The sequence below is a fragment of the Achromobacter sp. UMC71 genome, assembly GCF_014170305.1.
Classification (GTDB): domain Bacteria; phylum Pseudomonadota; class Gammaproteobacteria; order Burkholderiales; family Burkholderiaceae_B; genus Achromobacter.
Window position 1 is genome coordinate 1 of sequence record NZ_LZZT01000015.1, and the last position, 12,048, is coordinate 12,048.

Consider the following 12,048-nt stretch of genomic DNA (forward strand, 5'->3'; position numbering starts at 1 on the left):
CCGATCATGTCGACCCCATGCGGCACGCCCGCCGGGACCCACAGCGCGCGCAGGGGCGGCAGGGCCCAGAAGCCGCTGGGCGTGGTGACGCGCCTACCAGGACCGCCCCCGCAGCGTCACCGCCATGACCAAGGAATTTGCCGCGGGCGCCCGCACCGGCGCTCACTCGCATCCGCGCGCCCAGCTGATCTACGCCGTCCAGGGCGTCATGCGCGTCACCACGCCCAGCGGCTTCTGGGCCCTGCCGCCCCTGCGCGCGCTGTGGGTCCCGGCGGGCGTGCCGCATGGGGTCGACATGATCGGCGCGGTCTCGATGCGCTCGCTCTACATCCAGCCCGAGGCCGCGCACACCTATTGGCCCGAATGCCAGGTGATCGAGGTCAGCGGCCTGCTGCGCGAACTGATCCTGACCCTCACCGCCGAACCCATCGACTACCCGCTGGGCGGCCGGGCTGAACAGGTGGCCGCGCTGATCCTGACCGAACTGGCCGCCGCCCGTGTGGTGCCCATCCAGATTCCGTGGCCGCGCGACCGCCGCCTGCAGACCATCTGCGAAGCCATCCTGGACCAGCCCGGCCTGCAACGCGGCATCGAAGACTGGGGCAGCGAGGTCGGCGCCAGCGGGCGCACCCTGATCCGGCTGTTCAAGGCTGAATTGGGACTGAATTACCGCCAATGGGTGCAGCAGCTGCGGCTGGCCGATGCCGTCTGCCGGTTATCGTTGGGTGTGCCGGTGGCGCGCATCGCGGCCGACCTGGGCTACCGCAGTCCCAGCGCATTCAGCGCCATGTTCCACCGCGCGCTGGGCGCGCCGCCGCAGCGCTACCTGCAAAACGCCGCATGACATCTGCAACCGGCCTTGCCGTTTGTCACGGCGCGCAATACATTTCACGGCGCGCTTGTGCAGCGCCGCAGCGCGAAACCCGCGCTGCGCGTATGCTCAACCCCGTCCCTATATCCTTTACCCGTCGTCCGGACCGTCCCGCCGGGCAAGTTTGGTTACTGAAACCTTCCGGCGCGGTCGCCGGTCTATGAAGGTTCTGCCCTAGAATCGCCTGCAATGAGCACCCCCCAGCAATCCTCCGCCACCCCGGGCGGCAAATCGGGCTTCCCCTGGAAACGACTTCTCGTCAAAGCAGCCGTCGCCGTCGCCGGCCTCGGCGTCTGCGGGGCGGTGCTCGTCGGCCTGGCGTTGGCCCTGGCATGGCCCAGCCTGCCCGATTTGCACGCCATGACCGACTACCGGCCGCGGGTGCCGCTGCGCATCTATACGGCCGACAAGGTCCTGATCGGCGAATACGGCGAAGAACACCGCAACGTGCTGCGCTTTGACGAGATTCCGCCCGTCATGCGCCAGGCCGTGCTGGCAGCCGAAGACGACCGCTTCTACCAGCACGGCGGCGTCGACTGGATGGGCATGGTGCGCGCGGTGCTCGTCAACCTGGTCAAGCAGTCCAAGACGCAGGGCGGCAGCACCATCACCATGCAGGTGGCGCGCAACTTCTACCTGTCGTCCGAAAAAACCTACTCGCGCAAGTTCTACGAACTGCTGCTGACCTACAAGATCGAATCCGAGCTCACCAAGGACCAGATCCTCGAGCTCTACATGAACCAGATCTACCTGGGTCACCGCGCCTACGGCTTTGCCGCCGCCTCGCGCACCTACCTGGGCAAGCCGCTGGCGGACGTCACGCCGGCCGAGGCCGCGATGCTGGCCGGCATCCCCAAGGCCCCGTCGCGCTTCAACCCCATCACCAATTTCCCGCGCGCCGAAATCCGGCAGCACTACGTGCTGGGCCGCATGAAGACGCTGGGCTACCTGACGCCCGAACAGACCGACGAAGCCCTCAAGCAGCACATCACCATCCGCGGCGCCGACGGCTCCAGCACCCGCGGCTTCGCCATCCACGGCGACTACCCTGCCGAACTGGCGCGCCAGCTGATGTATGGCGTGTTCCAGGAGCAAACCTACTCCAAGGGCATCGACGTCTACACCACGATCGACTCCAAGGCCCAGGAAGCCGCCTACCGCGCCGTGCGCGACGGCGTGCTCGACTACACCCGCCGTGCGCCCTATCCCGGCCCCGAAGACCAGATCGACCTGCCCGACGGCGTCGAGAAAGACCCGGCGGCGCTGGACGACATCCTGGACGGTGTGCAGGAAAAAACGCCCGACAGCGAAGACCTGCTGGCCGCCGTGGTACTGGCCGCCAGCCCCCAGGAAGTCACCGTGGCGCGCAGTGCGCGCGACATCATCACCATCGCCGACAAAAAGGCGCTGGCCGTGGTGGCCCGCGCCCTGAACCCCAAGGCCAGCGACAGCCAGCGCATCAGCCGCGGCTCGGTGGTCTACATCCACAAAAACGGCGACAGCTGGGAAATCATCAACATGCCGGCGCTGCAGGCGGCGCTGGTGTCCATGGCCCCGCAGGATGGCGCCATCCGCGCCATGATCGGCGGCTTCGACTACAACCGCGGCACCTTCAACCGCGTCACGCAGGCCTGGCGCCAGCCCGGCTCGAACATCAAGCCCTTCGTCTACGCCGCCGCGCTCGAACGCGGCCTGACGCCGGCCACGCAGATCTCGGACCAGCCCTTCATGCTGACCGCGGCCCAGACCGGCTCGAAAGACTGGCAGCCCAAGAACGACGGCAACCGCTACGAGCCCATGCTGACGCTGCGCCAGGGCCTGTACAAGTCCAAGAACATGGTCACCATCCGCATCCTGCAGGCCATTTCGCCGCAATATGCGCAGGATTACCTGACCCGCTTCGGCTTCGACAAGGCCCGCTGGCCGGCCGTGCTGCCGCTGGGCCTGGGCGCCGGCGGCGCCACGCCGCTGCAGGTCGTCAACGGCTACAGCGTCTTCGCCAACGGCGGCTACCGCGTCACGCCGTACCTCGTCGACCGCGTCACCGACCGCTCGGGCAATGTGCTGATGCAGGCCCAGCCCGTGGTCGCCGGCGACGCCGCCGCGCGCGCCATCGATCCGCGTACCGCCTGGGTCATGGACGACATCCTGCGCGGCGTCACCACCAGCGGCACCGCGGCGCGCGCGCACCAGGTGCTCAAGCGCAACGACGTGGGCGGCAAGACCGGCACCACCAACGAGGCGGTCGACGTCTGGTTCTCGGGCTTCACGCCCAACCTGGCCACCACGGTCTGGATGGGCTTTGACCAGCCCAAGTCGCTGGGCACCAACGAATTCGGCAGCGGCCTGGCCCTGTCCACCTGGCTCGACTACATGCAGCCGATGCTCAAGGGCGTGCCCGACGCCAAGCCGGCGCCCCGCCCCGATGGCCTGCTGGTCGACAACGGCGAATACTATTTCTCGGAATTCCCGCCCGGGCAGGCGGTGGCCTCGCTGGACCTGTCCAGCGGCGACGCGCTGACCGACTTCCTGAACAACAACCGCTCCACCGACGGCGTGGACAACTCGGTCAAGCCCCTGCCGGTGCCGGGCGCCGCCGCACCGCAAACGCAGACGCCGCAATCGCAGGCCCCGCAAGCCCAGACGCCGCAATCGCCGAACAACGGCGCTGCGCAACAAGCGCCCGTGGCCCAGCCCATTCCGGTGCCGGCGGCCGGTGGTGGCCTGCTCAACAACGGCGGCGGCAATGCGCCCATTCCGCCGATCCCGGTGCCGCGCGTGGACGCAGGCGCCGACGGCGTGCGCACCAGCGCGGTCAACGGCAGCGGTCCGCTGGCCGCCCGCCCGCTGTAAGCCGCTTTCTTCCCGCTGTGTTGTCATCCGCCGGCGTGCGATCGCGCGCCGGCCCGCTGCGGCCGCATCCCGTGCCCGCGGCGTCCAGGCGGTGCCGCCCCGGACCTCAGTCCTCGGTCTGCGCCAGCTCGGTCACCACCGCGCGCGGCCACGCCGTCAGCGTTTCCAGGTCCAGGAAGGTAAAGTAGCCGCCGCGCCAGCCCTCGGTGTCGATGTGGTACACGTTGCCCAGCGCCAGCGGCTCGGCAACCGGGGTATGCCCCGCCACCACCGCCCGCACGCCGCGGATGCCGGTGCGGTCCATCTGGCGCAAGCGATCGCGCGACCACTGGCAGGCGGCGCTGGTGCGCTTGTAGCGGTCTTGCAGGGCCGATTCCAGCCGCGGCCAGAACAGCACCGGGCAATCCGCGTGCAGCAGCCCCACGGGGCCCGACGACGTTTCCACCTCGATCGCGATCGGCAATTGGTCGAAGGCTTCGGCAAAGACCTGCTGGCGGTCGGGCGGCAGGTCCAGGAACCAGCCGCCGCCGTAGCTGCGCCAGTTGTCCACGTCGACCTGTTTTGTACGGATATGCCGCACTGCGTAGTCTTCGTGGTTGCCCTGCACCGCATAGAACCAAGGCTGTTCCAGCCAGGCCAGCACGGTTTCGCATTCCGGGCCGCGGTCGACCAGGTCGCCCACGGAAAACAGGCGGTCGCGCGTGGGGTCGAACCCCAGTTGGTCCAGGCCCTGCTGCAGGCGGGTAAAACAGCCGTGCACGTCGCCCACCGCGAAATCACGGCCCAACGCATTGCGCGGCACTTTCAGAAAACGTTGCTGCATGATGATCCAGCTTGCCCGATTGGGCCCAAGCCTCTTTTTTAACCCGCTTTGAATGCGTCCCTCATTAATGGCCCAATTCGCTTCGCCGCGCAAATTCCGGTACGAGAATAGCTATTATTCGTGATAATGTTCCGTCTTTCCCGAAACATACCTTGAACGGGGCCGCGCAAGCCGCCCCCGCTGTCGCCATGACCGCCGCCTCTACGATCAAAACCTGGTATCTCGTCCATAAATGGACCAGCCTGGTCTGCACGATCTTCCTGCTCATCATCTGTCTTACCGGTTTGCCCCTGGTGTTCCACCACGAGATCGAGCACTGGCTGGACGACGCCAAGCCCCTGTCCGACGTGCCCGCCTCGACGCCGCCCGCCAACCTCGACAAGCTGGTCGGCAACGCCAAGGCCATGTATCCGGACGAGGTCGTCGACTACCTGTTCTTCGATCCCGACGAACCCCAGGTCTATGTCGGCATGGCCAAAAAGCCCGGCGACGGCCAGGTATCCGGCCACGCGGTCCGCATGGACGGCCGCACCGGCGACGTCCTGCTCGATGGCCCGCTCTACACCGCCGACCGCTTCTCGTTCATGGGCATCATGCTGTCCCTGCACGTGGACCTGTTCGCGGGCCTGCCCGGCGAACTGTTTCTGGGCTTCATGGGCCTGTTGTTCTGCGTCGCCATCGTCTCGGGCGTGGTGCTGTACGGCCCGTTCATGAAAAAGCTGGAATTCGGCACCGTGCGCGCCAGCCGCTCCACCCGCCTCAAGTGGCTGGACCTGCACAACCTGCTGGGCATCGTCACCCTGGTGTGGGCCTTCGTGGTGGGCGTGACCGGCGTCATCAACGAACTGTCCACGCCGCTGTTCCGCCTGTGGCAGGGCACCGAGCTCGTGCGCATCCTGGAACCCTACAAGGGCCAGAGCGTGCCCGCCCAACTGGCCTCGGCCCAGGGCGCCGCCGACACCGCGCGCAAGGCCATGCCGGGCAACGAAGTGTCGTTCATCGCCTTCCCCGGCAACGCCTTCGGCAGCCCGCACCACTACATCGCCTGGATGCGCGGCGACACGCCGCTGACGTCCAAGATGAACACGCCCGTCCTCATCGACGGCAGAACCGGCGAACTCACCACCGTGGCCAAGATGCCCTGGTACCTGACCGCCCTGGAACTGTCGCGTCCGTTGCACTTCGGCGACTACGCCGGCCTGCCCCTGAAGATCATCTGGGCCGTGCTGGACCTGATCACCATCGTGGTCCTGGTCAGCGGCCTGTACCTGTGGCTGGCGCGGCGCCGCGCCACCGAAGCCCGTATCGCTGAACTGGTGCGCAAGCACCAGGCCGCCGCCGCCCCCCAACGGAGCCCCGCATGAGCAAGAACAGCCGGGGGTTCATGTTCGTATGGGGCGTGCCGGTGCTGCTTGGCGTACTCAGCATTTTCGGCCTGCTGGCCGCCCTGCTGGGCACCGGCGGCTGGCACTGGGCATCCTGGACGGCGCTGACCGTCTTGCTGGTGGTCATCGTGCGCTACTGGTTCTTCCCGCCCAAACAGCCGGCGCAATAGCGGGCCAAGCCGCCCGCCTGGCCGCGGCGTCGCAGCCGCGCCAGGTGCGAGCATGGCTGCGCCCCGCCTGTCTCACTTGCCGAACTTCTCCGGATCGGGTCCCAGGCGGCCCGCTTCCTTGATGGCGTCGATGGCGTCCATCTCGGCGCGCGACAGCTCGAAATCGAACACGTCGATGTTCTCGCGGATGCGCGCCGGCGTCACCGACTTCGGAATCACGATCAGGCCATGCTGCAGGTGCCAGCGCAGCGTCACCTGCGCCGGCGACTTGCCGTGCTTGCGCGCCAGTTCCAGGATTGTCTTCTCCTTGGTGATGCCGCCTTGCGCCAGCGGGCTCCAGGACTCGGTCGCGATGCCGTGCTTGTCGTGGAACGCGCGCAGCTCGCGTTGCGCAAAGCCCGGGTGCAGCTCGATCTGATTCACCGACGGCGTCACGCCCGTCGCGTCCATCAGGCGCGTCAGGTTGGCCTGCGTGAAATTCGACACCCCGATCGACCGCGCGCGGCCGTCTTCCTTCATTTCGATCATGGCGCGCCAGGCGTCCACGAACTTGTCGCTGCCCGCCACCGGCCAGTGGATCAGGTACAGGTCCACATAGGCCAAGCCCAGCTTTTCCAGGCTTTCGTCCAGCGCCTTGTGGGCCGCGTCGTAATCGTGCTTGTCGTTCCAGAGCTTGGTCGTGATGAACAGGTCCTTGCGCGCCACGCCCGCGGCGCGCAGCCCGGTGCCCACGCCCGATTCATTGCCGTAGATCGCGGCCGTGTCCACCGAACGGTAGCCGGCCGCCAGGGCCTCCTTGACGCTGGCGGCGGCCTGGTCGTCCGGCACTTGCCAGACCCCCAGGCCCAATTGCGGAATCTTGCTGCCATCGTTCAGTTTTACTGCGGGTACCTTCACCATGAGTCCCTCCGAAGTAGGCGAAAACTGGATTCAAAGCCCCTGGGAACGGGTCAAAAGTGGTCCTTCCGCCCCAGGGGTTTTCTACTAAATAATAGCGCCGGTGCCCGATAATGGCCTTCAAACCCGGCCTGCGCCCCGCGCCGGCCCCCGCTATCGCACCCTGCCGACCCATGACTGCACCTGACTCCCGGCCGCCCGGCCGCGGCGGTTTTTCCACACTGCGCACCCTGTTTCCCTACCTTTGGCCGCCGGGCCAGACCGGGCTCAAGATCCGCGTGGTGGCCGCCCTGCTCTGCCTGTTCGCCGCCAAGGCGGCCACCGTCTACGTGCCGCTGCTGTACAAGCATGCCATCGACGAACTGGGCAAAGGCGCCCCCGGCGCCGTCACCGTGCCCCTGGGCCTGATCCTGGCCTATGGCGCCGCCCGGGTTCTGTCCCTGTTGTTTTCCGAACTGCGCGACGCCATCTTCGCTCGCGTCGGCCAGCACGCCATCCGCTCGGTGGGCTTGCAGATCTTTCGCCACCTGCACGGCCTGGCGCTGCGCTTTCACCTGACGCGGCAGACCGGCGGCCTGACCCGCGCCATCGAACGCGGCACCAAGGGCATCCAGACGCTGCTGTCGTTCCTGCTGTTCAACATCCTGCCCACCTTCTTCGAGATCGGGCTGGTCTGTATCGTGCTGTGGAAGATGTTCGACGCCTGGCTGGCGCTGGCCACCGGCGCCACGGTGATCCTCTACATGGCCTACACGCTGGCCGTCACCGAGTGGCGCTCCAAGTTCCGGCGCCAGATGAACGAAACCGACTCCGAAGCCAACACCAAGGCCATCGAAAGCCTGTTGAACTACGAGACGGTCAAGTACTTCGGCAACGAAGAGCACGAGGCGCGCCGCTACGACGCCTCGCTCACCCGCTACGAGCGCGCCGCGGTGCGCAGCCAGGTCAGCCTGTCGGTGCTCAACGTCGGCCAGGCCGTCATCATTTCCACCGGTCTCACCCTGGTCATGTGGATGGCCGCACGCGGCATTGCACAGGGCCGCTACACGCTCGGCGACTTCGTGCTGGTCAACACCTACCTGCTGCAGCTGTACACCCCGCTCAGCTTCTTCGGCTTCATCTACCGCGAAATCAAGCAGGCCCTGATCGACATGGAACGCATGTTCGAGCTGCTGGGCCAGGACCGCGAAGTGGCCGACCGCCCCGGCGCGCAGCCGCTGCGCGTGGCCGGCGGCGAGGTCGAGTTCCGCGATGTGCGTTTCGGCTACGACGAGCGGCGCACCATCCTCAAGGGCGTCAGCTTCACGATTCCGGCCGGCAAGACCGTGGCCGTGGTGGGTACCTCGGGCGCCGGCAAATCCACCATCGCCCGGCTGCTGTTCCGCTTCTACGACGCCGACGGCGGCGCCATCCTGGTCGACGGGCAGGACGTGCGCGACGTCACCCAGGCCAGCCTGCGCGCGGCCATCGGCGTGGTGCCGCAGGACACCGTGCTGTTCAACGACACCATCCGCTACAACATCGGCTATGGCCGCCCCGGCGCGTCCGACGCCGAGATCGAGGCGGCCGCCCGGCTGGCCCACATCCACGACCTGGTCATGGCCATGCCCGACGGCTACCAGACCATGGTTGGCGAACGCGGCCTGAAGCTGTCGGGTGGCGAAAAGCAGCGCGTGGCCATCGCCCGCACCCTGCTCAAGAATCCGGCGATCTTCCTGTTCGACGAGGCCACCAGCGCGCTGGACACCCACACCGAACGCGAAATCCAGGCCAACCTGCGTGAAGTCAGCCAGGGCCGCAGCACACTGATCATCGCCCATCGCCTGTCCACCGTGGCCGACGCCGACGAGATCATCGTGCTCGAAGACGGCCTCATCGCCGAACGCGGCCGCCATGCGCGCCTCTTGGCCCAGCAGGGCCTGTACGCCGCCATGTGGACGCGCCAGCAGGAAAGCGCGGCCGCGGCGCCCGCCGATTGACAAGCCTCGCCCCCTATCCGAATATCGCACCCTTTGATTCCAAGGCCCGCCATGCAGGATTCCCGTATTGCCCCCGAAGTCCGCGTCTGCGCCGCCTCTGACCTGGTCAACGGCGGCCTGGGCGTCAAAGTGCCGGTCTCCGACAGCGCGGGCCAGACCACGGCGTTCTTCGTGCGTTACCAGGACCGGGTGCATGGCTACCTGAACCGCTGCGCCCACGTGGGCGTCGAACTCGACTGGGAAGGCAGCTTTTTCACGCGCGCCGGCGACCTGATCATGTGCGCCCGCCATGGCGCCACCTATCAGCCCGACACGGGCCTGTGCGTGGGCGGCCCTTGCCGCAATGGCCGCCTGACAGTGTTGAGCGTGGAAGAACGCGAAGGCGCCGTCTACTGGCAGCCTGGCGGCAAGATCCAGCCCCTCGCCGCCGGAGGCTGACGGCCACAACCTCGCCGCCCGCCCTGCGCGGCAATCGGCCGTGCCGGTTGCCGGCGCGGCCGCGTGTCAGACTCAGGCCTGGGCGGGCGCGGCAACCTGCGCCGGCTCGCGCCGGTCCGCGTAACGCCGCGCCAGCACCGCGCACACCATCAGCTGCATCTGGTGAAAGATCATCAGCGGCAACACCACGATGCCCATCTGCGACGTGCCGAACAGCACCGTCGCCAACGGAATGCCCGACGCCAGCGACTTCTTCGAGCCGCAGAACACCAGCGTGATCTCGTTTTCCTTGGACAGCCCCAGCTTGCGGCTGCCCCACGTCGTGATCAGCAGCACCGACCCCAGCAGCAGCGCATTGACCAGCACCATCGTGGCCAGGTCGATCGCCGGAAACGCGTGCCAGATGCCTTGCGCCACGGCTTCGCTGAAGGCGGTGTACACCGCCAGCAGGATCGAACTGCGATCCACCTTGGACAGCACGCGGCTGTTGCGCTGCGCCCAGGCGCCGATCCACGGCCGCAGCAGGCTGCCCACCGCGAACGGCAGCAACAGCTGCAGCAGGATGCGGCCTGCGTCGGCCAGCCCGTGTCCGCCGCCCTGGCGATGCAACAGCACCGCCACCAGCAGCGGCGTCAGCACCGTACCCAGCAGATTCGATGCCGTCGCCGCGCAGATCGCGCCGGGCACATTGCCGCGTGCCATCGACGTGAACGCGATAGACGACTGCACGGTCGACGACAGCGTGCACACGAAGATCACGCCCAGCCACAACGACGGCGTCAACAGGCCCGGAAACAGTGCCCGCAGCCCCAGGCCCAGCGCCGGAAACAGGATGAACGTGCAGCCCAGGATCAGCGCATGCAGCCGCACGTCCTTCACGCCGGCCACGATCGCGTCGGTGGACAGGCGCGCCCCGTGCAGGAAGAACAGCAGCGAGATGGCCACATTGCTGGCCACCATCATGAACGATGCACCCTTGCCCACCGCGGGAAAAAAGCTGGCGAACGCCACGGTGGCGATCAGGATGAGCGTGAACTGGTCGGGCAGAAAGCGGCGCATGGCGGAAGATTCCGGGGGAGATTGCGCAGACTATAGGCGCGCCGCTTGCTATCGTGAAGACCACTGGTTACTTTAACTGCTATCGGATTTTCCTATAAACAAGCCATCATGCTCAATCCGCTCTGGCTCAAGACCTTCGCCGCCGCCGCGGCCTCGCCCAGTTTCAGCGAAGCCGCGCGCCGGCTGGGCCTGACCCAGCCCACCGTCAGCGAACACATCCGCCAGCTCGAGCAGGCGCTGAACCGCCGCCTGTTCCTGCGCGATACCCATTCGCTGGCCTTGACCAGCGACGGCCGCAGCCTGCTGGTGCACGCCGAGATCATCCTGGACGCGCACGAACGCGCCGAGCGCCTGTTCGACGCCCCGCGGCTGCGCGGCCGCGTGCGGCTGGGCACCTCGGACGACCTGGCGATGGGCCCCTTGCCCGATGTGCTGGCCGCGTTCCGGTCGGCCCACCCCGAAGTCGAACTGGACATCACCATCGGCGTCACCAGCGACCTCTACCGGCTGCTGGACGACAACGGACTGGACGTCATGATCGGCAAGCGCCGCCGCGGCGACCGCCGCGGCCAGACCTTGCACAAGGAAGCGCTGCTATGGCGGGCCAGGGAAGGCCTGCGCATCGCGCCGGATGCGCCGCTGCCGCTGATCCTGCTGCGCGAGCCCAGCGTCACGCGCACGCTGGCCCTGGACGCGCTGGCGCGCGCCGGCCGCAGCTGGCAGATCGTCTGCACCAGCACCAGCTACGCGGGCTGCCAGGCGGCCGCCCGCGCCGGCCTGGGCATCACGGTACAGCCGTCGCACCTGTCCACCGCCGGCTTGGCAGCGCCGGCCGGGGCGCACGCGCTGCCGGCCCTGCCCCAGGTGGAATTCATCGTCATCTCGGCCCCCGCGCCGAATAAACCCACCCGGGCGCTGACCGAGATCCTGATGCGCAGCTCGCTGACCTGAGCAGCCGCCACGCGGCAGCGCGTCACGTTGACGACGCCGCGCAGCGCGCGTTACTGCGCCTGCGGCCGCGTATGCCGCACGCGGCCTTCCAGCGGCTGCGGCTGCTTGAGCAGGTTCAGGATCGGGCACCACTGTTCCACCGCCTCGTGCACGGCGCGCACCGCGCGCTCGTCCGCCGGCGACACGATGTGCGCGGTATAGCGGATATTGTGCGGAAAGAACGGCACCTTCTCGTAGCCCGGCTTGCCGCCACGCGGGTCCAGGTCGCCCTCGATCTCCACTTCCAGCGACTCCAGCGGCAGTTCCAGTTCGGCCGCCTTGATCAGGAAGATATGCGTCAGGCAGCTGCCCAGCGCCCCCAGCAACAGCTCCGGCGAACTCGGTCCCAGGTCGTAGCCGGCAAAATCCGCCGGACTATCGCTCACCACCTGATGGTCGCGGATGCGGATGCGACGCACGCCGCTGCGGCCCTCCGCGCTGACATGCGCGCGCAGCTTCAATGGCGTCACCGTCTGCGGATCGCGCGCATTGCGCGCCAGCACGGCCTGCCGTTTCTGGCCCAGGTATTCGTTCAAGGTGCTCATGGTCTTGCCTCGCGTTGGTTGAACTGTAGGAATAAAGC

Annotated in this window: 11 protein-coding genes; 7 read left to right on the forward strand and 4 right to left on the reverse strand. The window is 67.5% G+C overall.

From position 1 onward, the window contains the following. Positions 1 to 124: 124 nt before the first annotated feature. On the forward strand, positions 125 to 844 hold the full coding sequence (locus tag A9974_RS06280) for a helix-turn-helix domain-containing protein (RefSeq protein WP_255468053.1): 720 nt from the start codon (positions 125 to 127) through the stop codon (positions 842 to 844). Between the two features lie 216 nt (positions 845 to 1,060). Then, entirely contained in the window at positions 1,061 to 3,724 is a 2,664-nt protein-coding gene (locus A9974_RS06285) for a penicillin-binding protein 1A (RefSeq protein ID WP_183003290.1), read from the forward strand. A 106-nt stretch (positions 3,725 to 3,830) separates the two neighbouring features. Here the strand turns inward: A9974_RS06285 and A9974_RS06290 are convergent, their stop codons facing one another. After that, a complete protein-coding gene (locus tag A9974_RS06290; protein WP_183003291.1) occupies positions 3,831 to 4,547 on the reverse strand; it encodes a metallophosphoesterase in 717 nt (238 codons plus the stop codon). A 188-nt stretch (positions 4,548 to 4,735) separates the two neighbouring features. Between A9974_RS06290 and A9974_RS06295 the strand changes: the two genes are divergently transcribed. Next, complete coding sequence (locus A9974_RS06295) at positions 4,736 to 5,911, forward strand: PepSY domain-containing protein (RefSeq protein ID WP_183003292.1); 1,176 nt, start codon at positions 4,736 to 4,738, stop codon at positions 5,909 to 5,911. Then, entirely contained in the window at positions 5,908 to 6,102 is a 195-nt protein-coding gene (locus A9974_RS06300; protein WP_183003293.1) for a hypothetical protein, read from the forward strand. The genes A9974_RS06295 and A9974_RS06300 overlap by 4 nt, the downstream gene beginning before the upstream one ends. Positions 6,103 to 6,174: 72 nt before the next feature. Here A9974_RS06300 and A9974_RS06305 read toward each other — a convergent pair whose 3' ends face one another. After that, on the reverse strand, positions 6,175 to 7,002 hold the full coding sequence (locus A9974_RS06305) for an aldo/keto reductase (RefSeq protein WP_183003294.1): 828 nt from the start codon (positions 7,000 to 7,002) through the stop codon (positions 6,175 to 6,177). Positions 7,003 to 7,172: 170 nt separating this feature from the next. Between A9974_RS06305 and A9974_RS06310 the strand changes: the two genes are divergently transcribed. Further along, entirely contained in the window at positions 7,173 to 8,978 is a 1,806-nt protein-coding gene (locus A9974_RS06310; RefSeq protein ID WP_183003295.1) for an ABC transporter ATP-binding protein/permease, read from the forward strand. Positions 8,979 to 9,029: 51 nt separating this feature from the next. Next, the gene (locus A9974_RS06315; protein WP_183003296.1) at positions 9,030 to 9,416 is read left to right on the forward strand and encodes a Rieske (2Fe-2S) protein; all 387 of its coding nucleotides are present in this window, start codon (positions 9,030 to 9,032) and stop codon (positions 9,414 to 9,416) included. A gap of 72 nt (positions 9,417 to 9,488) precedes the next feature. Here A9974_RS06315 and A9974_RS06320 read toward each other — a convergent pair whose 3' ends face one another. Beyond that, positions 9,489 to 10,475, reverse strand: coding sequence for a bile acid:sodium symporter family protein (locus A9974_RS06320; protein WP_183003297.1), 987 nt, complete (start codon positions 10,473 to 10,475; stop codon positions 9,489 to 9,491). Between the two features lie 108 nt (positions 10,476 to 10,583). Here A9974_RS06320 and A9974_RS06325 point away from each other — a divergent pair, with 108 nt between their 5' ends. Further along, on the forward strand, positions 10,584 to 11,426 hold the full coding sequence (locus tag A9974_RS06325; protein WP_183003298.1) for a LysR substrate-binding domain-containing protein: 843 nt from the start codon (positions 10,584 to 10,586) through the stop codon (positions 11,424 to 11,426). Positions 11,427 to 11,476: 50 nt separating this feature from the next. On the opposite strand, the gene A9974_RS06330 is transcribed toward A9974_RS06325, so the two are convergent. Continuing rightward, positions 11,477 to 12,010 carry an OsmC family protein gene (locus A9974_RS06330; RefSeq protein WP_183003299.1) on the reverse strand — a complete coding sequence of 178 codons (534 nt, stop codon included), beginning with the start codon at positions 12,008 to 12,010 and terminating at the stop codon, positions 11,477 to 11,479. Positions 12,011 to 12,048 lie beyond the last annotated feature (38 nt).